Raw genomic sequence first — 24,782 nt, 5'->3', positions numbered from 1 at the left:
CCGCACCCGCGACCCCGTTCCCGGGCCGACGGGCAGTACTTTAAAAGGCATGGATGCCGAGATCTTCTACGTGCTCGTCGGTGCTGTCGTCGTGGCGGCGATCGCCCGATGGCGCGGCTGGCCGGCACCGCTGCTCGTGACGGTGGTCGCGCTCGCGGCATCCTTCCTGCCTTTCGTGCCCGACGTCGAGATCGACGGCCACCTGCTGCTGAATCTCGTGCTTCCGCCGCTGCTGTACTCGGCCGCCCTCGACGTGTCGTTCGTGGGCTTCAAACGCAGCCTCCCGCAGATCCGTCGACTCGGCATCACTCTCGTGCTGCTCACATCGCTCGCGGTGGGGCTCGTGGCGTGGTGGATCCTGCCGTCGCTGACTCTGCCGGGCGCGCTGCTGCTGGGCGCCATCGTCGCGCCGCCCGACGCGGTCTCGGCGGCCGCGATCGGTCGCAAGCTGGGTCTGCCCCGGCGCATCATGACGGTGCTCTCGGGGGAGAGCCTGATCAACGACGCGACCTCGCTGACCCTGTACCGGGTGTTCGCGGCGATCATCGCCGGCGCCACCGTCGGCATCGTCGACGGCATCGGGCAGTTCCTGCTCGCCGTCGGGGTCGGCGTCGCGATCGGACTCGTCTTCGGCATCGTGCTGCACCAGCTGCGCATGCGCATCAACGACGCCGTCGTGATCGGCACCTTCGGCCTGCTCGCCCCCTTCGGCGCCTACGCGATCGCCGAGCACCTGCTCGGATCCGGTGTGCTCGCCGTCGTGGCGATGGGGCTCTACGTCGGGTACAACTCCCCGCGCACCGACTACACGACCCGCCAGCAGGAGACGCCGCTGTGGCTGTCGGCCGACCTGCTGCTCGAGAGCTTCGTGTTCGCCTACATCGGCCTGCAGTTCCCCCGCGTCCTCAGCGACCTCGGAGGCGAGGAGGTCGGCCGCATCCTGCTGTTGTCGGGTGCCGTGCTGCTGGTCGTGCTCATCATGCGGCCGCTCTACGTGTACCCGGCGAACGGGTGGGCGAACTTCCAGGACCGCAGACGGCTGGAGCGCTGGGATCGCACGGTCGAGTCCGGCGCCTTCGACGAGCGGCGCAGGGAATCGAAACGTTGGAAGGACTACAGCGCGGAAGAGCTGCGCTCGAAGATCGTGCGCGACCGCATGGCGGGGCTCCAACTGACCTGGAAGGACAACGCCGTGATCTCGTGGGCGGGCATGCGCGGCGTGGTCACGCTTGCGACTGCGCTCGCCGCGGCCGATCTCGCCGCCCTCGACACCGAGCCGTCGCATGCGATCGTCGTCGTCGCCTTCATCGTGACGGTCGGCACCCTGCTGCTGCAGGGGCTCACGCTGCCGCTGCTGATCCGTGGGCTCGGCATCGCCAGCGATGTCGACGATCAAGACGATGAGAGGGCGATCGCCGAGGTCAGGGAGAAGAGCCGCAAGGCCGGCAAGGAGTTCTTGGCCGAGAAGCGCATCGAGTGGGAGCAGAAGTACGGCGAGGTCGACCTCGGCGTCTTCGACGGATTCACCAAGCGCATGACCAGGGTCGAGAAGGACACCGACGAGGCGCAGGAGGTCGAGGATGCCGCGGCCAGACCGTCGTACGACGACCTCGTCGCCCTGTCTCGCGGGTGGCTGCAGGTGCGCCGCGACATCCTGCTCGCGGAGCGCGACGCCGGCAACCTCGACGAGGAGGTCATGCGTGAGCTGATGACCGCGATGGATGCCGAGGAGCTGGCGCTCGACACGCGCGGCGCCACGCGCCAGCAGGGCCGCGCATAGCGGCAGTCTCGCTCGGAGATCCCGACGCACAGCCCCCGGGATGCACCCGCAGCACGCACGAGCGCCCCGCCCCGAAGAGGGGCGAGGCGCTCTGAGGATGCGGGGTCAGCGGGTGCCGGCCGGCTCCTTCTCGGATGCCGCGGCATCCGCCTCGGGCGCGTCGTCGTCGGAGTCGTCGGCGAAGGGCAGGCCTTCGCGGGGGGCGTTGTAGAGCTCCTCGTCGAGGATGCCCTCACGCTTGGCGACGATGGTCGGCACGAGCGCCTGGCCCGCGACGTTGACCGCGGTGCGGCCCATGTCGAGGATCGGGTCGATCGCGAGCAGCAGGCCGACGCCCTCGAGCGGCAGACCCAGCGTCGACAGCGTCAGCGTGAGCATGACCGTCGCGCCGGTGGTTCCGGCGGTGGCGGCGGAGCCGACGACCGAGACGAGCACGATCAGCAGGTACTGCACGAGGTTCAGCTCGATGCCGAAGAACTGGGCGACGAAGATCGCGGCGATGGCCGGGTAGATCGCTGCGCAGCCGTCCATCTTGGTGGTCGCGCCGAACGGCACGGCGAACGAGGCGTACGAGCGGGGCACGCCGAGGTTGCGCTCGGTGACGCGCTCGGTCAGGGGCAGGGTGCCGATCGACGAGCGGCTGACGAAGGCCAGCTGCACGGCGGGCCAGACGCCCGAGAAGTACTGCTTGATCGACAGCCCGTTGGTCTTGACGAGGATCGGGTAGACGACGAAGAGCACCAGCGCGAGGCCGATGTAGACCGCGATCGCGAACCAGCCGAGCGAGGCGAGCTTCTCCCAGCCGTACTTGACGACCGCCGCGCCGATCAGGCCGAAGGTGCCGAGCGGGGCGATGCGGATGATCCACCACAGCACCCGCTGGATCACCTTGAGCAGCGACTCGGTGAACGCGAGGAACGGCTCGGCCTTCTTGCCGGCCTTGAGCGCCGCGATGCCCACGGCGACCGCGATCACGATGATCTGCAGGATGTTGAAGTTCACGCTCGACGAGAACGTGCCCTCGGCGGCGCCGGGGTTGGTGCTGACACTGAGGCCGAGGAAGTTCTGCGGGATCAGGCCGAGGAGGAAGTTCCACCACGTGCCCACCGTGTAAGGGTCGCTCGGCTCGAGTCCGTCGCCGGCGCGCGAACCGGGCTGGATGACCAGGCCCAGCACGATGCCGATGGTCACGGCGATGAACGCGGTGATCGCGAACCAGAGCAGGGTCTGACCGGCGAGACGCGCGGCGTTCTGCACGCGGCGGAGGTTCGAGATGCTCGCGACGATCGCGGTGAAGATCAGCGGCACGACGGCCGTGCGCAGCAGCGTGACGTACGAGCTGCCGATCGTGTCGAGCGTGGCCGAGAGGCCGTTGGGGCTGTCTGCCGTGGCGCCCAGCTGGCGGGCGATGAGACCTGCGGCGATGCCGAGGACGAGGGCCGCGAGGATCTGGAAGCCGAACGAGGTCAGCAGCTTCCGGACAGGACCGCGGGTGTCTGGCGCCTTCGTGGCGCGGACGGTGGTGCTCATTGGATTGGGGACTCCAGAATCGGTGCGCGCCGTGTGCGCGCTATCCGTCCACGCTAGGAGCCGGCCGGAGTCCCGAGGCCGAGATGACGAAGGATGACGGATGCCGAAGCATCCGTCATCCTCGGTCGATCGGAACGGTGCGGGTCAGCCCGCGCACTCCTGGAGGTTGTCCTGCAGGATCTTGGTAGTCAGAGCCTTGTCCGCCTCGCTGGACTGCTTGTCCTCGCCGTTGGCGAGGAACGTGAGGGTCTCATTGCTGAGCTCGGAGTCCACCAGGTAGCCGGCGAAGCACTCGGAGGCGCCGTCGGGCAGCTCCTGGCCCTGAGACGTGAAGAACTCGTCGAGCCCGTCGGCGACGTCGTCGGCGCTGGGGCGAGTGGATCCGCCGCAGGCGGCGAGCGAGAAGGCGAGTGCCGCGATGGGCAGCGCCATGAGGAGGCGGGAGGAGGTGCGCAGGTTCCGGTCGTTGAGCTTCATGCGCCCCACGCTATCGGCTCACAGAGAATGCATAGAAGGGGTTGTGCCGATTCGTCTCGCGCTGGTAATCCGTGACGGCGCCCGGGCCATGGCACGATGTCCTCATGTTCATGGTGACGACGAACGACATCCCCGGCTATCGAATCACCCAGGTGCTGGGAGAGGTCATGGGCCTGACAGTGCGCTCGACCGACTTCGGACAGGGGTTCACCGCCGGGTTCCGCTCGCTCGGCGGCGGTGAGATCCCCGAGTTCACGCAGGTCATGTATGAGGCGCGGCAGGTGGTGATGGGGCGCATGTGGGCCGAGGCCCAGCAGCGCGGCGGCAACGCGATCGTCGCGATGCGCTTCGATGCAGGCTCGATCGCGAACTTCACCGAGATCTGCGCCTACGGCACGGCCGTGGTCGTCGAGCCTCTGACGCCGGTCGCACAGCCGCCTCAGCCTCCGGCCGCCTGACAGGGGATCAGGCGAGCACGAGCAGCTCGCCGACCTCGCAGTCGAGCGCGTCGCAGATCGCGCGCAGAGTCGAGTACCGGATGGCCCTGGCCCTGTCGTTCTTCAGCACCGACAGATTCACGATGCTCACGCCCACGCGGGCACTCAGCTCGGTCAGCGTCATCCCTCGCGCGGCGAGCAGTTCGTCGAGACGGCAGTGGATGCCGGTGAACTCGTCGTCGTTCTCCGCCGGGCTCACACGAGGCCTCGCGTTTCATCCTCGAGGGTGGCCTTGTCGCGCTGCAGGCGGTCGCCGACCACGAAGACCGTGCCGATGAGCGCGAGGACGAACGCCGCGAGCACGAAGGTGAAGGGTTCGACGCTGATGACGGCGTTCTCGACGCCGTTGTCGGTGATGTGGGCGATCGTCGCATTGGCGAGCATGTTGTCGAAGAAGCGGACGGCGGCGAAGCCGACGAGTCCGGTGATGCCCGCAGTCGAGGCGAGAGCGGTGTTGCGGCGGCTGAAGACGCGACCGGCGAGAACGCTCCGGGCCAGCACGATGAGGCATCCGATCACGACGACGATCGTCAGGATCTGCGCGATCTGCCCCATGATGCCGGGCACGGCCGCGACCGCCGGCAGCTGAGGGGCCGTGACCACGGCGCTGTCGAGCCCGACGGAGATGCTGTCGCCGGTGCTGAGCGGCAGGTCGACGGGGGTCTTCGAGCCGATGAACTCGGCGAGCACCGGGACGTCGACTCCGCGGGCGAGTTCGACGATCCGGATGATCGAGAGCACCGTGATGTACGCGGCGATCGCGACCCCCGCGATGCAGAATCCGATCAGCGCTCCGGTGTCGCCGCGGGAGATCGTGCGGTTCTTGGTCGAGGTCATGATCCACTCCTTATCGAGAGTCGTTATTACCGATAATCGTTAACATAACGACTGTCGATATGTTCGTCAACCCCGGCCCCGCGAGAGCGCCGTCACCGACCGTCACGGCACTATGCCGACGGCGAACACGGGCATACGTGATCCGCACGGTGGTTACTCTCGATGTACAAGCGCTTCACGCGTCTTCGCCAGTGTCGAACAACACGTGCGAATAAGGAGTCACAGCATGTTCGAGAGATTCACGGACCGAGCCCGTCGAGTGGTCGTCCTCGCCCAAGAAGAGGCGAAGATGCTCAACCACAACTACATCGGCACCGAGCACATCCTGCTCGGCCTCATTCACGAGGGCGAGGGTGTCGCGGCCAAGGCGCTCGAGAGCCTCGGCATCTCGCTCGACGCCGTACGCGAGCAGGTGCAGGACATCATCGGCCAGGGCCAGCAGCAGCCGACCGGGCACATCCCGTTCACGCCGCGCGCCAAGAAGGTCCTCGAGCTGAGCCTCCGCGAGGCCCTCCAGCTCGGCCACAACTACATCGGCACCGAGCACATCCTGCTCGGCCTCATCCGCGAGGGTGAGGGCGTCGCAGCCCAGGTGCTCGTCAAGCTCGGCGCCGACCTGAACAAGGTCCGCCAGCAGGTCATCCAGCTCCTGTCCGGTGCACCCGGCCGCGAGCCGGCAGCCGTCGGCGCGCAGTCGAACGACACCCCGAGCGCCCAGGGCGGCTCGCAGGTGCTCGACCAGTTCGGCCGCAACCTGACGCAGGCCGCACGCGACAACAAGCTCGACCCGGTCATCGGGCGCGAGAAGGAGATCGAGCGGGTCATGCAGATCCTGTCTCGTCGCTCCAAGAACAACCCCGTGCTGATCGGTGAGCCCGGCGTCGGCAAGACCGCCGTCGTCGAGGGCCTCGCCCAGGCGATCGTCAAGGGCGATGTGCCCGAGACGCTGAAGGACAAGCAGCTCTACTCGCTCGACCTCGGCTCTCTCATCGCCGGTTCCCGCTACCGCGGTGACTTCGAGGAGCGCCTGAAGAAGGTCACCAAGGAGATCCGCACGCGCGGCGACATCATCGTCTTCATCGACGAGATCCACACCCTCGTGGGTGCGGGTGCCGCCGAAGGCGCGATCGATGCGGCCAGCATCCTCAAGCCCCTCCTCGCCCGTGGTGAGCTCCAGACCATCGGTGCGACCACGCTCGACGAGTACCGCAAGCACTTCGAGAAGGATGCCGCTCTCGAGCGCCGCTTCCAGTCGATCCAGGTGAACGAGCCGAGCCTCCCTCACACGATCAACATCCTCAAGGGGCTGCGCGACCGGTACGAGGCGCACCACAAGGTGCAGATCACCGACGGCGCGATCGTCGCGGCGTCGAACCTCGCCGACCGCTACGTCTCCGACCGGTTCCTGCCCGACAAGGCCATCGACCTGATCGATGAGGCCGGCGCACGCCTGCGCCTCAGCATCCTGTCGAGCCCGCCCGAGCTGCGCGAATTCGACGAGAAGATCGCCAAGGTCCGCGAGCAGAAGGAAGTCGCGTCCGAGGATCAGGACTTCGAGAAGGCCGCATCGCTGCGCGACGAGGAGAAGAGCCTCCTCGCCGAGCGCCTGCGCCTCGAGAAGCAGTGGCGTTCGGGTGACGTCGCGACCCAGGCGGTCGTCGACGAGGGCCTGATCGCCGAGGTGCTCGCGCAGGCCACCGGCATCCCGGTCTTCAAGCTGACGGAAGAGGAGTCCTCGCGACTCGTCTTCATGGAGAAGGCGCTGCACCAGCGCGTCATCGGTCAGGAGGAGGCCATCGCGGCGCTCTCCAAGACGATCCGTCGTCAGCGTGCAGGCCTCAAGGACCCGAAGCGTCCCTCGGGCTCGTTCATCTTCGCCGGCCCCACGGGCGTCGGAAAGACCGAGCTCGCCAAGGCGCTCGCCGAGTTCCTGTTCGACGACGAAGCCGCTCTCATCTCGCTCGACATGAGCGAGTTCGGTGAGAAGCACACCGTCTCGCGTCTGTTCGGTGCCCCTCCCGGATTCGTCGGATTCGAAGAGGGCGGCCAGCTCACCGAGAAGGTGCGTCGCAAGCCGTTCAGCGTGGTGCTGTTCGACGAGATCGAGAAGGCCCACCCGGACATCTTCAATTCGCTGCTGCAGATCCTCGAAGAGGGTCGTCTGACCGATGGTCAGGGCCGCGTGATCGACTTCAAGAACACCGTCATCATCATGACCACCAACCTCGGTGCTCGTGACATCGCCGGTGGTCCCGTCGGATTCCAGATCGAGGGCGTCAACTCGACGAACTACGAGCGGATGAAGGGCAAGGTCAACGAAGAGCTCAAGCGCAACTTCAAGCCCGAGTTCCTCAACCGTGTCGACGACATCATCGTGTTCCCGCAGCTGTCGAAGGACGAGCTCGTGCAGATCGTCGATCTGTTCACGAAGCGCCTCGGCGAGCGTCTGCTCGACCGCGACATGACGATCGAGCTCTCGCAGTCCGCCAAGGAGCGCCTCATCGAGATCGGGTTCGACCCGGCACTCGGTGCCCGACCGCTGCGTCGCGCGATGCAGCACGAGGTCGAGGACCGTCTGTCCGAGAAGATCCTGCACGGTGAGCTGAACCCCGGCGACCACGTCAAGGTCGACTCGAAGGACGGCGAGTTCCTCTTCGAGCACGGCCCGCGCGGCGAGCAGGTCGCGGTCGGCGTCAACACCGGCGGCGCGATCCCCGGCACCCCCGACCTGGCAATCGCCAGCGGAGAGTGACCTGATCACAGAAGGGGCGGATGCTGCGGCATCCGCCCCTTCTCTGTGCCCGGGGTGGGGCATGTACGGGCATGCTCAGGGTCTCGGGAGGTGACGGGTTCTAGGCTTGTCGGTGTGAGCGAGTACATCGTCCGGCCGGCGCGCAGCGCTGACATCATCGGCATCCGGAATCTTCTGCAGCCGATGGTCGAGCAGCGCATCCTCCTCGGCAAGGATCTCGCCGTGCTCTACGGCGCCGTGCAGGAGTTCGTGGTGGCCGAGGCAGACGGTGAACTGGTCGGTTGCGGTGCCCTGCACGTCTTCTGGGAGGATCTCGGAGAGGTGCGCACCCTGATGGTCCGCGCCGACTGGCTGCATCATGGCGTCGGCGGCGCGATCGTCGGTGCTCTCGAGGAGCAGGCGAGGCAGCTGGGTCTCAGCCGACTGTTCTGCCTGACGTTCGAGGTCGATTTCTTCGGCCGACGCGGGTACTCGATCATCGGCGAGCAGGTCGTCGACCCCGACGTGTATTCGCAGCTGCTGCGCAGCGGTGACGCCGGTGTCGAGGAGTTCCTCGACCTCGCGCACGTCAAGCCGAACACGCTCGGCAACACCAGGATGCTGAAAAGGCTCAACTAACCTGGACTCATGCCTCGTCACTCCGCCGCCGTCTATCGTCGTCGGCGACTGGTGACCCTCGTCGCACTGATCCTCTTCGTCGCGTTCATCGTGACGGCGGTGTGGCTTCTCGTGGCTCGGCCGTGGGCGAGTGCGACGGAGGCGACCCCGTCGCCGACGCCCTCCGCCTCGTCGACTCCGACGGCATCGACGACCCCCGACCCGACCGCTGCCGAGTCGCCCGCTCCCGAGCCCGAGCAGTCCAGTGAAGAGACGCCGGGCATCGTGGCGTGCGAAGCGCAGGATGTCGAGGTCGCAGCCGTCACGGATGCCGACACGTATCAGGCGGGAGTCCTGCCGCAGCTGTCGATCTCGCTGACGAACCGCGGAGCCACGGACTGCGCGATCGATGTCGGGTCGACGACCCAGGTCCTCACGGTGTCGAGCGGATCCGACGTGTGGTGGCGCTCGACCGACTGCCAGGAGAACCCGAGCAGCATGATCGCCACGCTGGCAGCCGGTGCGACGGTCACGAGCAAGGTTCCGGTGACCTGGGATCGCACGCGGTCGAGCGTCGAGACCTGCGCCCAGGAGAACCGTGCGCGCGCTCCGGGTGGGGGAGCGTCGTATCACGTGGCCGTCGAGATCGGCGGCTTCAAGGGCGCGGCCACCAAGCAGATCCTGCTGTACTGAGCGCCCGGCCGGCGCCTGGTTCCTCGCACAGTGCGCCACTCGTCGCATCCGCATTGGCCAAAGGTCTTGAATACAGACCTGCACTCAGTTTCGGTGCTGACACCATCCGTTCTTTGGGATACCATTGAGGTGACCCTCGCAGACTTGCGGCGCATGCCATCCCCAGTGGCGTCGAACACAGCGTCCCCAGCGCTTCGACATGCCGCCCCGAGGGTCCGCGGGCCCTCTCGAGTACCCCAGTCCCCAATGGATGACTCGAGAGGGCCCTTTTCTTTTCCCTCCGTCTCTCTCGCGCGTGTCCGATTTCGCGGTGAGCGTCCGCATTCGCGGGGAGCGGCAGCTGCGGGCTGAATATGCTGGATGCATGGCATCGAAGAAGGCGAAGTCCGCGAAGAACAAGCCCGCGCCCGAGGATTTCCGTTCGGATGCTCTCGCACAGGCCCTGGAGAAGCAGGACATCGCCGCGGTCGCCCTGGCGTTGCGCCACGGCACCACCGTCGTGCCGCTCGTGAAGCCCGGCGCCCGCGACAACCCGCTCGACAGCGGTGAGGTGTGGACCTACCGCGACCCGAAGTCGGGCGACTTGGCGCTTCTGCTGTTCAGCGATGCGAAGAACAAGCCCGACAACCTGCCGCCGGGGGTGGGCATCTACACCGCCGATTGGCTGCGCAAGTTCCTGGTCGCGCACCCGATCACGACGGTCTTCCTCGACATCGCAGGGCCGCACCCGATGCAGGCCTCGCCCGACGAGCTGCTCAGGGCCCTCGACGCCTGAGCGCGGTGGCGCCCGCGACCCTGCGGACGGCGCTGACTCAGAACGGCGGGATGTCGGCTTCGCTGCGCCGAGTGGTGTTGCGGGAGCGGACGTCGTTGAGCGCCGCGCGCAGCGTCTTCGACCGGTCGTCGACCACCTGCTCGTAGCCGAGTCGCGACGCCTCTGAGCGGCGCTGAGCCGACTGCGTGACCGGCCGGATCTCACCGGCGAGGCTCAGCTCTCCGACCGCCGCGACCGTGCGCGGCACGGAGATCTGCTGGATCGAACCCGCCACGGCGATCGCGATCGCGAGGTCGGCGGCGGGTTCAGTGAAGCGCACACCGCCGACGGTCGAGACGTAGACGTCGAGATTGCTGGTCTTGATGTGCGCTCGTCGCTCGAGGATGGCCAGCACCATCGCCACACGGGAGGAATCGAGTCCGTGCACCACACGGCGGGGGTTCGGCGCGGTGGTGTTGATCGTCAGTGCCTGCACCTCGACAGGAAGAGCCCTGCGGCCCTCGAGCGAGATGGCGACGCACGTGCCCGGCTCCGTCTCGCCCTGCGAGAGGAAGAGGCCCGAGGGGTCGGGAACCTCGGAGATGCCCGCTCCCGTCATCTCGAAGCATCCGACCTCGTCGGTGGGGCCGAATCGGTTCTTCAACGCGCGGATGAAGCGCAGTGACGTCTGCCGGTCGCCCTCGAAGTGGCACACCACGTCGACCAGGTGCTCGAGCACACGGGGCCCGGCCACGGTGCCGTCTTTCGTCACATGGCCGACGAGGATGACGGGCAGGCCGCGGTCTTTCGCGACGCGGATCAGCGTCGCCGCGACCTCGCGCACCTGGCTCGGCTGGCCGGCGGCACCGTCGATCAGCGACGACGACACGGTCTGCACCGAGTCGACGATCACGAGCTGCGGTGCCACCTCGTCGATGTGGCCGAGGATCGTCGCGAGATCGGTCTCACTCGCGAGATAGAGCTCGTCGTGCAGTGCTCCGGTGCGCTCGGCACGCAGACGCACCTGCGCGGGGGACTCCTCGGCGCTGGCGTAGAGCACCCGGCGGCCGGAGCGCGCGGCCTGCGCTGCGACCTCGAGCAGCAGCGTCGACTTGCCGACGCCGGGCTCGCCGCTCAACAGGATCGCCGCACCCGGCACGATGCCGCCGCCGAGCACCCGGTCGAACTCGCCCACACCGCTCGTGCGTCGGGGAGCGTCTTCGGTGGTGATCTGCGTGATCGGCCGTGCGGCCTTCGCCGCGGTCGGAGCGAGCGGTGTGATGCGGCTCAGGATGCCGGTCTGGGCGCCCTGCTCCTGCACCGTGCCCCACTGCTGGCATTCGGCGCAGCGACCGACCCACTTCGCCGTCGTCCACCCGCACTCGGTGCAGACGTACGCGGGAGGGGCAGGTTTTCGGGTGGCCATGCAGCCAGGCTATCGCCGGGATCAGACATCCCTATCGGTTCGGGCATTATTCACGGCCCAACCCCTCGATGTCGCGCAGCGGCCGCGGAATACTGGAGTCATGGCCAATGGCGGGCCCGTCTGCGGGCCGATCTCGACGTTCTCACGGGTGCAGCTCCTGCACCTCGTGCAGACGCGTGCGGATCGCACCATCGGCGAGCTGTGCGACGCCACGGGGCTGCATCCCAACACGGTGCGCGAGCACCTGCAGCGCCTGATCGAGGGTGGCTACGTCATCCAGGCCAGCGAGCACCGCACCACCCGCGGCCGTCCGCGCACGCTCTACAGCGCCGCGACCGGCACCGCGGACGCATCCAGTCCCATCGCCCGCGACAAGGCCAAGGCCGCAGCCGAGCGCGGCGACCTGCTGCGTCGCGTGCTGCCGGCATCCGCATCCGCTCTGGGTCGCGACGCGACCTACCAGCTGGACGCCCTGATCGAACACTTGGAGGAGAGCGGCTTCGAGCCCGTCGTCGATGACGAGCAGCTCACCGTCGATCTCAGCCCGTGCCCGCACGCCACGGGTCGCGCCGAAGACCGTCCGATGCTGTGCTCCGTGCACCTCGGCCTCATGCAGGGGGTGCTCACCGAAGCCGGTGGGCCGCTCGCCGCCGAGGCCGTGCGCACCTCCGCCCTGCCGGCGGACTGCACCGTGCAGCTGCGCCTGACGGAGATGACCGCCGCCTAGGCGAGCATCTGTCTTATTCACGGTCTGCGGCCCCGCGGGGGCAGCGGGCTCGTCGTTAGCGTGGCATCCGGGGCACAGCAGAACACGGGCACGGAAGAAGGAGTGGCACATGGAATGGCTAGACCCACTGGTCCTGTCTCGATGGCAGTTCGGTCTGACGACCGTCTACCACTACCTGTTCGTGCCGCTGACGATCGGCATGGCGCTGGTCGCGGCGATCTTCCAGACCGCGTGGGTGCGCACCGGCAAGGTGCAGTACCTGCACCTCACCCGCTTCTTCGGCAAGATCTTCCTGATCAACTTCGCCATGGGCGTCGTCACCGGCATCGTGCAGGAATTCCAGTTCGGCATGAACTGGTCGGACTACTCCCGCTTCGTCGGTGACGTCTTCGGCGCCCCGCTCGCCTTCGAGGGCCTGCTGGCGTTCTTCTTCGAGGCGACGTTCATCGGCCTGTGGATCTTCGGCTGGGACAAGCTGCCGCAGAAGCTGCACCTCGCCACGATCTGGTGCGTCTCGATCGGCAGCATCCTGTCGGCGTACTTCATCATCGCCGCGAACGCCTTCATGCAGAACCCGGTCGGCTACGTCTTCAACCCCGAGACCAACCGCGCCGAGCTCACCGACTTCTGGGCGCTGCTGACCAACCCGGTCGCGCTCGCCGCCTTCCCGCACACGATCTTCGGCGCGTTGATGTTCGCCGCCGGTGTCGTGATCTCGGTCTCGGCCTGGCACCTGGCACGCGGCCAGCACTTCGACACCATGCGCATCTCGCTGAAGTTCGGGCTGTGGGCGATGATCGTCTCGACCGCCGGCGTCGTGCTCACCGGCGACCAGCTGGGCCTCGCGATGTACGCCGCGCAGCCCATGAAGATGGCGGCCGCCGAAGCGACGTTCAACACGGTGTGCGGACCGGATGCGTCCTTCAGTCTCTTCACCCTCGGCACCCCCGACGGCAGCTCCGAGCTGTTCTCGATCCGCGTGCCGTACCTGCTGTCGCTCCTGTCGACGCACACGTTCGACGCCTGCGTGCACGGCATCAACGACCTCAACGCCGAGTACGCCACGACCTTCGCCGACACCGGCCTCACCGAGTTCGCACCGGTGCTCTGGGTCACGTACTGGGCGTTCCGCTGGATGATCGGCCTCGGGATGGCCGCAGCCCTCGTGGCTGTCGTGGGCCTCTGGGTCACCCGCAAGGGCGCGAAGAACCCGCCCGCACCGTGGATGTGGAAGCTCGCGATCTGGTCGTTCCCGCTCGCGCTCGTGGCCAACATCATGGGCTGGGTCTTCACCGAGATGGGCAGGCAGCCCTGGATCGTGTTCGGGCTCATGACCACGCAAGACGGCGTCTCGCCGGGTGTCAGCGGCGTCGAGGTACTCATCTCGCTGATCGCCTTCACCGCGATCTACGCCGCTCTCGCCGTGGTCGAGATCCGCCTCATCATCCGCGCGGCCCAGAAGGGCCCCGACACCGAAGAGCAGCCCCACGAGGAGACGGCCCAGCTGCCGTCGGTCGTGTACTGAGAAAGGGAACAGTCATGGAATACATGTGGTTCTGGATCGTCGCCTTCCTCTTCGTCGGCTACTTCGTGCTCGACGGGTTCGATTTCGGCGTGGGCATGTCACTGCCGTTCCTCGGCAAGAACGACGTCTCGCGTCGCCAGGTGATCAACACGATCGGCCCGATCTGGGATCTCAACGAGACCTGGGTCATCGTCGCCGGCGCCTGCCTGTTCGCGTCGTTCCCCGAGTGGTACGCGACGCTGTTCAGCGGGTTCTACCTTCCGCTGCTTCTGATCCTGCTCGCGCTGATCCTGCGCGGGGTGTCGTTCGAGTACCGGCACCAGCGCGAGTCGGCGAAGTGGAAGCGCGGCTTCGACCGGATGATCGTGATCGGCTCGGCCGTGCCGGCGCTGCTCTGGGGTGTCGCCTTCGGCAACATCGTGCAGGGGGTGGCGATCGATGAGAACCACATCTACGTGGGCGGTTTCTTCGCGCTGCTGAACCCGTATGCGCTGCTCGTCGGCGTCACCACGCTGCTGCTGTTCTTCCTGCACGGCGTGCTGTTCGTCTCGCTCAAGACCGATGGACAGGTGCACACTGATGCCCGTCGCCTGGTCAAGCTCGCTGCGGGCCCCACCGTGCTCGCCGCTGCCGGCACCGTGATCTGGACGATCGGCATCGCCTGGGATCGGGAGGCCCCTCTGCTGCTGATGGTCGTCGGATGCGGACTCGTCGCCGCGCTCGCCCTCATCGGCTCGGTCGTCTTCTCGATGCGTGGCCGCGACGGGCGGGCCTTCACGGCGGGCGCTGTGACCGTGGCATCCGCTGTCGTGATGCTGTTCGCGGCGCTGTTCCCCTACGTGATGCCATCGACGATCGACCCGGCCTTCAGCCTCACGATCGAGAACGCGTCGAGCACGCCGTATACGCTGACGATCATGAGCTGGACCGCGCTGATCGCCCTGCCCCTCGTGCTGGCGTACCAGACGTGGACCTACTGGATCTTCCGCAAGAGGGTCACCCGCAGCTCGATCGAGGGGGCTCCGGCGCACGCGTGAGACTCGGATTCTGCTCCGGTCGCAGTTCGTGCCGCCTTCCTGATCGCGGAGCGGCACGAACTGCGACCGGAGCGACCTGTCTGACCACGGCTGAGGGGGTGGAACGGTGAAGCCGGTCGACATCCGTCTGCTGCGGTACGCGAGCGCGGCGCGCGGATTCCTGCTGCTGTCCGGCGCCATCGGCGTCGCGCAGACGGCGGTGACGATCGCGTTCGCCTGGATGCTCACGGATGCCGTGACCGGCGCGCTCGCCGGACGCGATGTCACGACCTCGCTGCTGTGGCTGCTCGGTCTCGCCGCCCTCCGAGGGGTGCTGATCGCGGCGTCGGATGCCGCCGGAACCCGAGCCGCCGCGAAGACCGGGATGCAGCTGCGTGCCGCGCTGATCGCAGCCGTCGGGCGCCTCGGACCCGGGTGGCTCGCGCAGCGCAATCAGGCAGGCCTCGCTGTGACCGCAGGGCATGGGCTCGAGGCGCTCGACGCGTACTTCGCCCGATACATCCCGCAGCTCGTGCTCACGGTGATCGCGACGCCGGTGCTGGTCGCGGTGATGTGGTGGCAGGACTGGCCGAGCGGACTGACGGCGCTCATCACGCTGCCGCTCATCCCGCTGTTCCTGATCCTGATCGGCATCGCCACCCGCACGGTGCAGCGCAAGCAGTGGCAGACGCTGCAGCGCCTCGCGGCGCGATTCGCCGACACCGTGCAGGGGCTCTCGACGCTTCGTCTGTTCGGGCGCGAGCGCCGCGCCACCGCGCAGATCGAGCACACCGCCGACGAGTACCGCCGCGAGACCATGAAGGTTCTGCGGTTCTCGTTCCTCTCCGGCTTCTCGATGGAGCTGCTGGCCTCGATCGCCGTGGCGTTGATCGCCGTGGCGGTCGGATTCCGGCTGCTGTCGGGCGACCTCTCGCTCGAGGTCGGGCTGTTCGTGCTGCTGCTCGCCCCCGAGGCGTTCCTGCCGATCCGGCAGGTGGGCGTGCAGTTCCATGCCGCGTCCGAGGGGGTCGCGGCGACGGAAGACGTGTTCGAGGTGCTGGATTCGGCCGAGGCGCGGGCGTCCGTGCTCCATAACTCCGGAGATCAGGTCGCAGTCGGGCCGGGTTCTGCTGATCGGTCGCGTTCGGCGTCGTACCGTCCGGAGTTGCGGAGCACGAACGCGCGAGACCTCGTCGTCACCGACCTGCGGGTGCGCGATATGCCGCCGGTCTCGTTCACCGCGACCTCCGGAACCATCACCCTGATCGAGGGGCCGAGTGGAGCGGGCAAGTCGAGTCTGCTCGCGGCGCTGCGCGGTGCGGTCGAGTTCGAGGGGGCTGCCACGGTCGGCGGCGTCGATGTGCGCGATATCGCCGCATCGCAGTGGCTGGCCTGGAGCGGACAGCGGCCGCAGCTGAGCCGCGGCACGATCGCCGCGAACGTGGTGCTGGGTGACGAGACACCGGATGCCGACGGCATCCGCCACGCCCTGGATGACGCCTGTGCGAACGACCTCGACCCGGCGCTCGAACTGGGCGTGCAGGGGAGCGGGCTGTCGGGTGGCCAGGCGCAGCGCGTCGCGGTCGCCCGAGCGCTGTATCGGCATTCTGTTCGGCAGGATGCGGTGCTGGCGCTCGATGAGCCCTCCAGTGCGCTCGACCCCGACACCGAGGAGCGGCTCTGGACATCGCTGCGCGCACGGGCGGATGCCGGAGCCACGATTCTCCTCGTCTCGCACCGCCGCTCGGCCAGGGCGATAGCCGACCACGTCGTCGAGGTGGGGGTGAGGGTATGAGCGGCACCACCACCGCGGCGCGCGTGCGCGGCATCCTCCGCCTCGCGCAACCGCCGCTGCGTCGCTTCCTGCCTGGCGCGATCTGGGGATTCCTGTCGGCGGGCGCCGCCGTGAGCCTCCTCGCCGTGAGCGGCTGGCTGATCGTCAGCGCCTCGATCGTGGACTCGCTCGTACCGCTGTCGATCGCTGTCGTGGGTGTGCGGTTCTTCGCGGTGTCGCGTGCCGTCACCCGCTACCTCGAGCGCCTGAGCGGACATGATGCGGCGCTGCGTCAGCTCGCATCCACTCGCGCCGACATGGTGCGGCGCCTCACCCCTCTGTCGCCCGCCGGGCTCGGTCGCACCGACCACGGCCGGGTGCAGTCCGCGCTCGTCGATGACGTCGAGAACCTGCAGAACCTGCCGCTGCGCGTGGTGCAGCCGCTCGCGGTGTCGGGTCTCGTCGCCCTCGGCGCAGTGGTGTTCCTGCTGTTCGTGTCGGTGCCGGCCGCGCTCACCCTCGCCGCGTGTCTGGTGATCGCCGCCGCGGCCGCGATCGGTCTCGGGTGGCTGTTCGGGTCACGCGCAGAGGCCGCCGTCTCGCGCCGCCGAGGCGACCTGTCGGCGGCGCTGACCGACTACTTCGGCGCTCTCGACGTGCTGATCGCGTACGGCGCCGAGGCGCAGGCCCGAGAGCGGGTGCGGCAGGCGGATGTCGAACTTCGCCGTGCAGTGAGCACAGCGTCGCTCGCGCAGGCGATCGCCGCCGGTGCGGTCTCGGCCGTGGCCGGTGCGGCGTCTGTGTGGGCGCTCGCCGTCGCCGCCCCGGGACTTGCGACCGGTGCGATCGACGGCCCCTGGCTGGCCGTAGCCGTGCTGGTGCCGATGGTCGTCTTCGAAGTCTTCGGTGCAGTGCCGATCGCGGCGGCATCCTGGCGGAGTGTGCGGTCGAGCGCCGAACGCGTCGTCGATGTGCTGCCGTCCGAGGTTCCCGCCGAGCTGCGATCGGATGATGGAGAGGATGTCGAGATCTCCGGCGTTCCCGCTCTGACGCTCCGAGATGTCCGTGCGTGGTGGCCGGGCGGAACGCCGGCGCTGCGGGGCGTCGATCTCGACCTGCAGCCGGGGGAGCGCGTGCTCGTCTCCGGCCCGAGCGGGGCGGGCAAGAGCTCGCTGGCCGCGGCTCTCGTCGGCTTCCTGCGAGTCGAGGGCGAGTATTCCGTCGGCGGCATGGATGCTGCGGCGCTGTCGGGCCCCGCTCTGCGCCGCACGATCGGGCTGTGCGAGCAGAGCCCGCAGCTGTTCGATGAGGACATCCGCCAGAACCTGCTCTTCGCCCGCGACTCTGCGACGGATGACGAGCTGCTCGCCGTGCTCGACCGGGTCGGTCTCGGCGGGTGGGTGCGCGAGCGTGGCGGGCTCGATGCGCGGGTCGGCGATCGCGGCGGACTCGTCTCAGGCGGTCAGGCGCAGCGCATCGCCCTGGCGCGGGCGCTGCTGCGGGGCTTCCCCGTGCTGGTGCTCGACGAGCCGACAGCGGGCGTCGATCCCGACGCATCCGATGCTCTGCTGAACGATCTGCTGCAGGCGGCGGGGGAGCAGTCGGTGCTGCTGATCTCGCACGTCTCTCCGCCGGCAGGGACGGTCGACCGCGTGGTGCGGCTGGAAGACGGGCGCACCGTCTCGGCGTAGTCGGGTGGCGCGCTTCGCCTCGCTGCGCTCGCTCAACGAGCGAGAGCGATTCGGGCGTTGAGCGAGGAGCGCAGCGAGGAGACGAAACGACGCGGCGGGCCGGTCAGACGCTGAGGTCGGCGCGGGGCTCCATCACGATGCCCTGGGCTTCGAAGGCGCGACGGCGCTCTTCGATGCGTCGGTGCAGCTCGACCTGAGCGTCGTCGACGAGGCGCGGATCGAGGTCGACGGTCACCGGGTGCGGGTCGCCGTGGTTCGCCTCGATGTAGGCGTCGAGTTCGGGGCCTGACGTCCACGAGGTGATCAGTGCGTACCGCGGGGCTGTGCCCCGGTGCCAGACCGCGTGCCAGAAGCGCTGGGTGTCGACGATGATGCGCGACCCCTCGCGCAGGGGCAGGCGGATCTCGGTCGCCGGATCGAACCGGTCGGAACGCAGGAGGAGCAGCGAGTCCGAGTCATCCGACAGGTTGTAATAGCCGCGCACGACCCAGCCGGTGCCGTCTTCGTTGAGGCGGTTGTTGTCGTCCTGGTGCAGGTTGTAGACGGCATCCGCGTATTCGTTGGGCTGCAGCTCGATCACGCGGCAGCGGCCGACTCCGGCGCCGGGCTCGAGCGCGCGGCGCTGCAGGGTGGGAGCGATCGCGACCTGCGAGTCGACCCACACGCCGTCCTTGTCGGTGCGGGGAGGGGTCTGGTTCCAGAAGCCGTTGCACTCGATCTCGCCCGCATAGCTCGCGAGCGGGGCGAAGCGGGTGACGCCCGACGAGCGCCAGCCGATGTACGCGAGGTCGAGCCACTCGGCGGGGTCAGATGCCTGATCGTGGTCGTCGAGGACGACGTATCCGGTCTCTGCCAGCGCCTCTGATGTGATGAAGCCCATTGCGTCCCCTCCGTGCCTCGACTCCGCGGCTCATCCGTGACGGATGCCTTAGGCCATCCTAACCAGCGGGCTCGCCGGTCGACCGAGGTCCGACCGGGTAAAACGCGCTCGATTCGCGCCGTGGCCCCCGTTGTCGTAAGCTAGTCCGCGGTGACGTGTCCGAGCGGCCGAAGGTGCAACTCTCGAAAAGTTGTGTAGGGTAACCCCCTACCGTGGGTTCAAATCCCACCGTCACCGCCATGGAAACCCCCGAGAAATCGGGGGTTTTTCCGTATCCGGGGTGGGGCGTGGTGCATTTTTGGTGCATGTTTCATGCTCGGCCAGCGGGTGGACTCGTGAGCGCTCTCGGTGGTGGGGCCCGATATGGATTCACTGCCGGTCGCCCGGGGCGCCGAACGATAGCGCATCCACGGATGTGCGCATCTAGGTCGATAACGGCCCGATCGGGTGATAGCTGGTCTGAGAACCCGTTGCCCAATAGCGTGGTGCGAAAGATGAGAAGCTGAGGAGAGGCGCGATTCGCATGGCTCGCATTCTGATCACCGGTTCGACCGAGGGCATCGGCCGAGCAGCTGCGGTGTCGCTGCTGGACGACGGCCACGACGTCGTCGTTCACGCACGCAACGATGCCCGTCTGAAAATGTTGGACGAGCTCGTCGGGCGCGGCGCCAGGGCTGTCGTGGGCGACCTCGCCGACCTCGACCAGGTCCGCGGCCTGGGCGATGAGGCCGCCGGGATGGGCTCCTTCGACGCGGTGATCCACAATGCAGGCGTGATCGACGGCGCGGCTCTGCTGCCCGTCAATGTGGTCGCTCCCTACCTGCTCACGGAGTCGGTGAGAGCCACGCGCCTCATCTACCTCTCCAGCAGTATGCATCGGGGTGGCCGCCCCGATGTCGGCGACGCTGACTGGAGCGGCGGGTCGAAGACCGTCTCCTATTCCGACAGCAAGCTCCTCGTCACAGTGCTCATGGCGGCAGTGGCTCGGCGCCGGCCGGATGTCGTGTCTCACGCCGTCGACCCGGGGTGGGTCCCGACGAGGATGGGCGGGCCGTCGGCGAGCGATGACCTGGATCTTGGACATGTGACGCAGGCGTGGCTCGCGACGACGAACGATCTGCCTGCTCTCGTCTCCGGGGGCTATTGGCATCACCAACGGCGTCAGACGCCGCACCCCGCGGTGAATGACGAGGCGTTTCAAGACGAGCTGCTGGCTGCGCTGGCCGAGCACACCGGCGTGACGCTGACGCCATGACGTGCGGTCGCCGACGAGCGACCCTTCGCATCGACGCCGACATGAAGCCAGTAGGCGCGCCGCACCTCTGACGGGTGCCCGGCCAATACACCCTTCGATAGAGACTCCTATGTGCCTCGGCGGGGGCGCACGATGGACGCATGCCTGCCGCCTCGACAAGTCCCGAGCGTCACCCGCCGTCTGCTGCCGTCAGTGCTCCTGCTTCTGACGGTGTTCGGGCCGATCTCGATGGACCTCTACCTTCCGGCCCTGCCGGCATTGATCGAGGAGCCCACTCCCGTCGCGTGATCGAGAGCAACGTGTCCAGGCCGCGCAGATCTCTCGCGTTCGCCGCAGTCGCCATGCTGGGGTGTGTCGTCACCGCGTGCGCCCCGACGCCGGTCGCCTCACCCGATACCTCGCCTACTCCGACCGCCAGCCACGTGGCAGCTCCTGACCCACCCGCGACGACGGCTGTCCCCGAACCGGAACAGGTCGTCGGCACGACCGTGCGGTTCACATCCGACCGCACCAGCGTCGACGTGACGATCGGCGAAGACAGTCCCGGTGTCCGTGACTTCCTCTCGATGCTGCCGCTCGAGCTGACGGTCGAAGAGTTCGCCGGTGCAGAGAAGATCGCCTACCTTCCCCGCGAGCTCGACTACGAGGGCTCGCCCGGCTCGGACCCCGAAGACGGTGACCTCATCTACTACACGTCGTGGGGCAACCTCGGGTTCTACTACGACGCGACCGGAATCGGATACTCCGATGCCACCCTCCACCTCGGCACCTATTCCGCCACCGAGCAGCAGCTGTCGCTTCTCGAGGGCAGCCCGGTGACGATCGCCATCGTCGACTGACACCTCACTGCGAGTCGAACGGAGTCGCTCGGCGGCCGATATCTATTTCGGCGGTCGTCTGATCAGCCACGCGATCGTCGCCACGAGGATGCCGAGGAACAGCCCACCGCTGATGCCGAAGCCGACCCCGATGGGTTCGACGAGCATTCCGATGATCACTCCGAGGAACAGGCCCGCCAGCACACCGATCGTGATGTATTTCACCATGCCTGCATCGGTCGCCCCGGGTTCGCTCATGCCCTTCAGTGTGCCCGACCGTTCCTCAGGGCACCAGGGTGCGGAGGGGACGCAGATGATGTGCCGCGCTCAGCCACAGGATTCGTACGGCGGCTCGTCCAGGCTCGTCGCGGTCACTGCCCAGATGATGTCGCCTCCGGCCGTGTAGGTCAGGAAGACCGATCCGGTGCCGGGCTCCGACTCGATCGCGAGATACCGGCGATCGCCGACGCTCTCGATCTCGACCGCATCGGGGTACGCGGTCAGCACCTCGTCCACCCGTGAACCGAGGCCGACTCCCTCAGCTGTCATCGGGCCTGCGGCCGGCTTGCCTTCGAGCTCGACGGGAGAGGCGGACACCTGCACGAGATCGACCACCGCGGGGTCCTGTTCCGAGACTTCGGGGCGCTGGATGGTCAGCATGTACCCGTCGGCCTCAGCGGACGCGAGCCAGGGACACGCTTCCACCGGAGTCGCACCCGCCACCGCCACGGCCTCGTCATAGGGCACGCCCAGTTCGACATCCCCGATGCCCGATGGGCTGGCGTCCGCGGTCGGCGTGGAGGACGCACTGGGTGACGAGGTCGGCGCCGGATCGGCGGGTGCCGTCACCGTCTGCGTGACCGTCGGGGTGGGTGACGCGGGGGCGGCGCATCCCGCCAGAAGCGCAGCGGTGACCGCTGCCCCGAACAGCGGTGAGAGGATGCGTGCACTGCGAGCCCGGGGTCGTCTGGTGTCGATATCCATGCTTCGACGCTTAGGGGACGGCCGAGCATCGCCGGTCGATTCTCACGGGATTCCCAGATGCCCCGAGAGTCGTAATGTGGAGCGATGGACACTCGCATCCGCGCCCTCACGGTCGTTCCGGTCGGTCTGGTCGTTCTCGCTTCTGTGATCACCGGCTGCACCTCGAGTGCAGCGCCCGAGCCTGCCGCATCGGAGTCGACATCCGCAGCGACGCCATCGGGGACACCGGCGCCCCCCGTACGAGAATTCGCTTACCCCGATGAGACGGACCCCACTCAGGTCGCCATCGCTCTCAAGTACGGGGAGGGCAACGATCCCTCGGGCGAGATCATCGCCGGGCCGGCAGTGCTCGTGGCGGATCGCCAGTTCACCGTCGAAGGGCAGTGCGAGGGAGACGGCGTCGGGTTCGAAGTGGTGACCGCCGATGCCGAGAGGCGGGTACTCGCCGAGGGGGACTTCCGATGCGACGATCCGCCGGCCGGCGAATTCTCGTACCGGCTGCCGTACGCCGGTGTGGTGCAGGTGAACCTCCTCGATGCCGATGACGTCGACAGGGCATGGGTGCGCGTCGTCCAGCCCTGAGCCTCGATCCTTGCGGGCCCCCGCGGGGAGCGTGTCTGGCCGCCGCCGCAGCCAGCTTCACCCGCCTAACCCGACGCCGCCGGCGGCTGCGCCGCGATGAGCTTCATGAAGATCGCCAGCAGACCGAGGGCATCTCGAGACGGGTCGAGCAGCGCCTGAATGCGCAGGCCGTCGACCATGGCGAGGACGAGAGTGATCTTCTCGTCCGCCGTCAGGAGTTCGTCCTCTTTGGTGGGGAGGGGCCCGTCCGTGAAGCGGGACCGCATGCGCTCGCGGCGCCCGAGGAAGAAGTCGTGCGCCGGATGCTCCGGGTTCGTGGCGGCCACCGTGAGCGCCATCCAGTTGCGCTGGAAGTCGGGGTGCGCGAATTCGTCGGCGAGCACGGCGCTCAGGATCTGCTCGCCGGGCACGTGCGCCGTCATGATCCGAGCGGCGAGGTCTTCCTCATGCTCTTCGCGCTGGGCGAGGGCTGCCGGCAGCAGCTCTTTCTTGCCGGAGAAGTGTCGCAGCAGAGCGGCGTGGGTGAGGCCGGCGCGGCTGGCGATGTCGCGCAGTGACGCCCGTTCGTAGCCGTGTTCGGCGAAACTCGCGAGCGCAGCCTCCACGATCTCAGCCCGTCTCGCCGGGGTGGTCGCGCTCGGTCCTCGGCGGCGTGGGGCGGGCTCGGCGGTCGGCGGTGACGTCATATCCTCACCCTCTCACTTTTGCCTTCTGTTACCAAAGTGGTTACTATCGCTCAGGATCGACAATCGGTTGCCAAACGGATTTAGATCACATCTCGCGACGACGCCCACTGATGGGCGCCGCGGATCACTGAACGATGAAGGAGTCCAGGTGACCAAGAGTGAATTCGACCGCAGCGACACGATCGACTCGATCGCCGCGGCGCAGCCGGTAGGCGGCAATACGCCAGACAGCACGCCCGTCGAAGGCACCGCCGTCGGCGCGGAGCCGACCGCGCGAGTGAGCGGCGGATACATCTTCTGGCTGATGCTGGCCAACTTCGGTGCGTCCATCGCCATGATGGTCCCGCTGGCCTACGGCCTCGCACTGCGCATCACCGAGCTCGCTCCCGGGCACGAAGAGGTGCTCGGCTACGTCACCGGCACCGCGCAGCTCATCTTCCTCGTGCTCAGCCCGATGATCGGTATCTGGAGCGACCGCACCCGGTCGCGCTTCGGGCGTCGCACCCCGTTCCTGTTCCTCGGCGCCGCACTCGGCATCGTCGGGGCCGTCATCATCGGCTTCGCCCCCAACCTGCTGCTGGTCGGTGCGGGGTGGGTCGTCGCGATGACCGGTTGGTCGACCGCCGGCGCGGCGATCCAGACCCTCCAGGCCGACAAGCTTCCCGAGGAGCAGCGCGGCAAGGTCTCAGCCCTCACCGGTCTGATGACGCAGGTCGCGCCGGTGCTCGGCATCGGAATCGCCTACGCCGTGTCGTACAGCACCTTCCTGGTGTTCTTCGTCCCCGCCGTGATCGGCGTCGTACTGCTCGTCCTGCTGCCGACCTTCAAGAAGGAGGGAAGCTCGAAGGACCTGGTCGTCGACTCGTCGGTGACGCTCAAGAAGGTCATCGCCGGATACGGCTTCAACGCCCGCAAGTACCCGGACTTCGCGTGGAACTGGGTCGGCCGCATGGTGTTCTTCATCGGCCTGTACTTCAACACGACCTTCGGCACGTTCTTCTACGCCCAGCGTCTCGACCTGCCGGTCCGCGAAGTCGCGGGTGTCGTCGCCACCGTCGGGATGCTCGGAGTCGTCGCTGCTGCCGGTGGCGCGCTGCTCGGTGGATTCCTGTCCGACAAGCTCAAGCGCCGTCGGCTCTTCGTGCTCGCGGCCGCCTTCATCTTCATCGGGGGAGCGCTCGCCGAGGCGTTCGCATGGTCGCTGCCGCAGCTCATCGTGGGGGCGGTGCTCATGCAGCTCGCGATCGCCGTGTTCGCCACCGTCGACCAGGCCATCGTGTACGCGATCATTCCCGACCGAGCCGAGTCCGGCCGCTACATGGCCGTCGTGGCGTTCGCCCAGAAGATCCCCAGCGCGATCGCCCCGCTGATCGCTCCGCTGATCATCACGATCGGGGCCGTGGGCGCCGAGAAGAACTACACGCTGCTCTACCTGATCGGCGCAGTGTTCGCCCTCATCGGCGGTCTGATCATCATGTTCAAGGTCAAGGGAGTGCGTTGA

24 protein-coding genes and 1 tRNA gene are annotated in these 24,782 nt (G+C 67.7%); 16 read left to right on the top strand and 9 right to left on the bottom strand.

The window, feature by feature from the left end; genetic code table 11:
• Positions 1–49 precede the first annotated feature (49 nt).
• Complete coding sequence (locus OD997_RS09765) at positions 50–1,780, top strand: cation:proton antiporter (protein ID WP_434331388.1); 1,731 nt, start codon at positions 50–52, stop codon at positions 1,778–1,780.
• A 105-nt stretch (positions 1,781–1,885) separates the two neighbouring features.
• Here OD997_RS09765 and OD997_RS09760 read toward each other — a convergent pair whose 3' ends face one another.
• Complete coding sequence (locus OD997_RS09760; RefSeq protein WP_434331387.1) at positions 1,886–3,310, bottom strand: dicarboxylate/amino acid:cation symporter; 1,425 nt, start codon at positions 3,308–3,310, stop codon at positions 1,886–1,888.
• Positions 3,311–3,454: 144 nt separating this feature from the next.
• Entirely contained in the window at positions 3,455–3,787 is a 333-nt protein-coding gene (locus tag OD997_RS09755; protein ID WP_120493828.1) for a hypothetical protein, read from the bottom strand.
• A 104-nt stretch (positions 3,788–3,891) separates the two neighbouring features.
• Here OD997_RS09755 and OD997_RS09750 point away from each other — a divergent pair, with 104 nt between their 5' ends.
• Positions 3,892–4,245, top strand: coding sequence for a YbjQ family protein (locus OD997_RS09750; RefSeq protein ID WP_434331386.1), 354 nt, complete (start codon positions 3,892–3,894; stop codon positions 4,243–4,245).
• A gap of 7 nt (positions 4,246–4,252) precedes the next feature.
• On the opposite strand, the gene OD997_RS09745 is transcribed toward OD997_RS09750, so the two are convergent.
• Together OD997_RS09745 and OD997_RS09740 are read right to left on the bottom strand one after the other, a co-directional pair.
• Positions 4,253–4,483, bottom strand: a complete 231-nt coding sequence (locus tag OD997_RS09745; protein ID WP_434331385.1) for a helix-turn-helix domain-containing protein — start codon at positions 4,481–4,483, stop codon at positions 4,253–4,255.
• The gene (locus OD997_RS09740) at positions 4,480–5,121 is read right to left on the bottom strand and encodes a hypothetical protein (RefSeq protein ID WP_434331384.1); all 642 of its coding nucleotides are present in this window, start codon (positions 5,119–5,121) and stop codon (positions 4,480–4,482) included. The genes OD997_RS09745 and OD997_RS09740 overlap by 4 nt, the downstream gene beginning before the upstream one ends.
• Before the next feature lie 226 nt (positions 5,122–5,347).
• On the opposite strand from OD997_RS09740, the gene OD997_RS09735 reads away from it, so the two are divergent.
• The 4 genes from OD997_RS09735 (at position 5,348) to OD997_RS09720 (ending at position 9,938) form a co-directional block, all read left to right on the top strand.
• Positions 5,348–7,873: an ATP-dependent Clp protease ATP-binding subunit gene (locus OD997_RS09735; protein WP_056313341.1), complete on the top strand. Its 2,526-nt coding sequence runs from the start codon at positions 5,348–5,350 to the stop codon at positions 7,871–7,873.
• Between the two features lie 114 nt (positions 7,874–7,987).
• Positions 7,988–8,491 carry an amino-acid N-acetyltransferase gene (locus tag OD997_RS09730; protein WP_056313339.1) on the top strand — a complete coding sequence of 168 codons (504 nt, stop codon included), beginning with the start codon at positions 7,988–7,990 and terminating at the stop codon, positions 8,489–8,491.
• A 9-nt stretch (positions 8,492–8,500) separates the two neighbouring features.
• Complete coding sequence (locus tag OD997_RS09725; protein WP_434331383.1) at positions 8,501–9,163, top strand: hypothetical protein; 663 nt, start codon at positions 8,501–8,503, stop codon at positions 9,161–9,163.
• Positions 9,164–9,527: 364 nt separating this feature from the next.
• A complete protein-coding gene (locus OD997_RS09720; protein WP_056313335.1) occupies positions 9,528–9,938 on the top strand; it encodes a hypothetical protein in 411 nt (136 codons plus the stop codon).
• Positions 9,939–9,975: 37 nt separating this feature from the next.
• On the opposite strand, the gene radA is transcribed toward OD997_RS09720, so the two are convergent.
• Complete coding sequence (gene radA, locus OD997_RS09715) at positions 9,976–11,343, bottom strand: DNA repair protein RadA (protein WP_056313333.1); 1,368 nt, start codon at positions 11,341–11,343, stop codon at positions 9,976–9,978.
• A 100-nt stretch (positions 11,344–11,443) separates the two neighbouring features.
• Between radA and OD997_RS09710 the strand changes: the two genes are divergently transcribed.
• From OD997_RS09710 to cydC, 5 genes are all read left to right on the top strand, one after another.
• On the top strand, positions 11,444–12,070 hold the full coding sequence (locus tag OD997_RS09710; RefSeq protein WP_434331382.1) for a helix-turn-helix transcriptional regulator: 627 nt from the start codon (positions 11,444–11,446) through the stop codon (positions 12,068–12,070).
• A gap of 109 nt (positions 12,071–12,179) precedes the next feature.
• The gene (locus OD997_RS09705) at positions 12,180–13,595 is read left to right on the top strand and encodes a cytochrome ubiquinol oxidase subunit I (protein WP_400790484.1); all 1,416 of its coding nucleotides are present in this window, start codon (positions 12,180–12,182) and stop codon (positions 13,593–13,595) included.
• Positions 13,596–13,609: 14 nt separating this feature from the next.
• Positions 13,610–14,632, top strand: coding sequence for a cytochrome d ubiquinol oxidase subunit II (gene cydB, locus OD997_RS09700; protein ID WP_434331381.1), 1,023 nt, complete (start codon positions 13,610–13,612; stop codon positions 14,630–14,632).
• Positions 14,633–14,738: 106 nt separating this feature from the next.
• Entirely contained in the window at positions 14,739–16,406 is a 1,668-nt protein-coding gene (gene cydD, locus OD997_RS09695) for a thiol reductant ABC exporter subunit CydD (RefSeq protein WP_434331380.1), read from the top strand.
• Positions 16,403–18,076 carry a thiol reductant ABC exporter subunit CydC gene (cydC, locus tag OD997_RS09690; protein ID WP_434331379.1) on the top strand — a complete coding sequence of 558 codons (1,674 nt, stop codon included), beginning with the start codon at positions 16,403–16,405 and terminating at the stop codon, positions 18,074–18,076. Before cydD ends, cydC begins: the two co-directional genes overlap by 4 nt.
• Positions 18,077–18,179: 103 nt before the next feature.
• Here cydC and OD997_RS09685 read toward each other — a convergent pair whose 3' ends face one another.
• Positions 18,180–18,956 (bottom strand): hypothetical protein, encoded by a 777-nt coding sequence (locus tag OD997_RS09685; RefSeq protein ID WP_434331378.1) that lies wholly within the window; start codon positions 18,954–18,956, stop codon positions 18,180–18,182.
• A 149-nt stretch (positions 18,957–19,105) separates the two neighbouring features.
• On the opposite strand from OD997_RS09685, the gene OD997_RS09680 reads away from it, so the two are divergent.
• The 3 genes from OD997_RS09680 to OD997_RS09670 all read left to right on the top strand — a co-directional run bounded on the left by OD997_RS09680 (position 19,106) and on the right by OD997_RS09670 (position 21,050).
• Positions 19,106–19,196 (top strand) — tRNA-Ser (locus tag OD997_RS09680).
• A 283-nt stretch (positions 19,197–19,479) separates the two neighbouring features.
• Entirely contained in the window at positions 19,480–20,211 is a 732-nt protein-coding gene (locus OD997_RS09675) for an SDR family NAD(P)-dependent oxidoreductase (RefSeq protein WP_434331377.1), read from the top strand.
• A gap of 422 nt (positions 20,212–20,633) precedes the next feature.
• A complete protein-coding gene (locus OD997_RS09670; protein WP_434331376.1) occupies positions 20,634–21,050 on the top strand; it encodes a cyclophilin-like fold protein in 417 nt (138 codons plus the stop codon).
• Positions 21,051–21,092: 42 nt separating this feature from the next.
• Here the strand turns inward: OD997_RS09670 and OD997_RS09665 are convergent, their stop codons facing one another.
• Positions 21,093–21,287 carry a hypothetical protein gene (locus OD997_RS09665; RefSeq protein WP_434331375.1) on the bottom strand — a complete coding sequence of 65 codons (195 nt, stop codon included), beginning with the start codon at positions 21,285–21,287 and terminating at the stop codon, positions 21,093–21,095.
• A 69-nt stretch (positions 21,288–21,356) separates the two neighbouring features.
• On the bottom strand, positions 21,357–22,013 hold the full coding sequence (locus tag OD997_RS09660; protein WP_434331374.1) for a hypothetical protein: 657 nt from the start codon (positions 22,011–22,013) through the stop codon (positions 21,357–21,359).
• 84 nt (positions 22,014–22,097) lie between these two features.
• On the opposite strand from OD997_RS09660, the gene OD997_RS09655 reads away from it, so the two are divergent.
• A complete protein-coding gene (locus OD997_RS09655; protein WP_434331373.1) occupies positions 22,098–22,595 on the top strand; it encodes a hypothetical protein in 498 nt (165 codons plus the stop codon).
• A 65-nt stretch (positions 22,596–22,660) separates the two neighbouring features.
• Here the strand turns inward: OD997_RS09655 and OD997_RS09650 are convergent, their stop codons facing one another.
• Positions 22,661–23,281, bottom strand: a complete 621-nt coding sequence (locus OD997_RS09650) for a TetR/AcrR family transcriptional regulator (protein WP_434331372.1) — start codon at positions 23,279–23,281, stop codon at positions 22,661–22,663.
• A gap of 148 nt (positions 23,282–23,429) precedes the next feature.
• Between OD997_RS09650 and OD997_RS09645 the strand changes: the two genes are divergently transcribed.
• Complete coding sequence (locus OD997_RS09645) at positions 23,430–24,782, top strand: MFS transporter (protein ID WP_056514790.1); 1,353 nt, start codon at positions 23,430–23,432, stop codon at positions 24,780–24,782.

It is taken from the genome of Microbacterium sp. CGR1 (assembly GCF_051062835.1).
Taxonomy (GTDB): Bacteria; Actinomycetota; Actinomycetes; order Actinomycetales; family Microbacteriaceae; genus Microbacterium.
This window is presented reverse-complemented; position numbering and strand designations above follow the sequence as displayed.

Coding starts and splice junctions, on each gene's coding strand:
- OD997_RS09765 (WP_434331388.1), top strand. CDS start 50: ATGGATGCCGAGATCTTCTACGTGCTCGTCGGTGCTGTCGTCGTGGCG.
- OD997_RS09760 (WP_434331387.1), bottom strand. CDS start 3,310: ATGAGCACCACCGTCCGCGCCACGAAGGCGCCAGACACCCGCGGTCCT.
- OD997_RS09755 (WP_120493828.1), bottom strand. CDS start 3,787: ATGAAGCTCAACGACCGGAACCTGCGCACCTCCTCCCGCCTCCTCATG.
- OD997_RS09750 (WP_434331386.1), top strand. CDS start 3,892: ATGTTCATGGTGACGACGAACGACATCCCCGGCTATCGAATCACCCAG.
- OD997_RS09740 (WP_434331384.1), bottom strand. CDS start 5,121: ATGACCTCGACCAAGAACCGCACGATCTCCCGCGGCGACACCGGAGCG.
- OD997_RS09735 (WP_056313341.1), top strand. CDS start 5,348: ATGTTCGAGAGATTCACGGACCGAGCCCGTCGAGTGGTCGTCCTCGCC.
- OD997_RS09725 (WP_434331383.1), top strand. CDS start 8,501: ATGCCTCGTCACTCCGCCGCCGTCTATCGTCGTCGGCGACTGGTGACC.
- OD997_RS09720 (WP_056313335.1), top strand. CDS start 9,528: ATGGCATCGAAGAAGGCGAAGTCCGCGAAGAACAAGCCCGCGCCCGAG.
- radA (WP_056313333.1), bottom strand. CDS start 11,343: ATGGCCACCCGAAAACCTGCCCCTCCCGCGTACGTCTGCACCGAGTGC.
- OD997_RS09710 (WP_434331382.1), top strand. CDS start 11,444: ATGGCCAATGGCGGGCCCGTCTGCGGGCCGATCTCGACGTTCTCACGG.
- OD997_RS09705 (WP_400790484.1), top strand. CDS start 12,180: ATGGAATGGCTAGACCCACTGGTCCTGTCTCGATGGCAGTTCGGTCTG.
- cydB (WP_434331381.1), top strand. CDS start 13,610: ATGGAATACATGTGGTTCTGGATCGTCGCCTTCCTCTTCGTCGGCTAC.
- cydC (WP_434331379.1), top strand. CDS start 16,403: ATGAGCGGCACCACCACCGCGGCGCGCGTGCGCGGCATCCTCCGCCTC.
- OD997_RS09685 (WP_434331378.1), bottom strand. CDS start 18,956: ATGGGCTTCATCACATCAGAGGCGCTGGCAGAGACCGGATACGTCGTC.
- OD997_RS09675 (WP_434331377.1), top strand. CDS start 19,480: ATGGCTCGCATTCTGATCACCGGTTCGACCGAGGGCATCGGCCGAGCA.
- OD997_RS09665 (WP_434331375.1), bottom strand. CDS start 21,287: ATGAGCGAACCCGGGGCGACCGATGCAGGCATGGTGAAATACATCACG.
- OD997_RS09660 (WP_434331374.1), bottom strand. CDS start 22,013: ATGGATATCGACACCAGACGACCCCGGGCTCGCAGTGCACGCATCCTC.
- OD997_RS09655 (WP_434331373.1), top strand. CDS start 22,098: ATGGACACTCGCATCCGCGCCCTCACGGTCGTTCCGGTCGGTCTGGTC.
- OD997_RS09650 (WP_434331372.1), bottom strand. CDS start 23,281: ATGACGTCACCGCCGACCGCCGAGCCCGCCCCACGCCGCCGAGGACCG.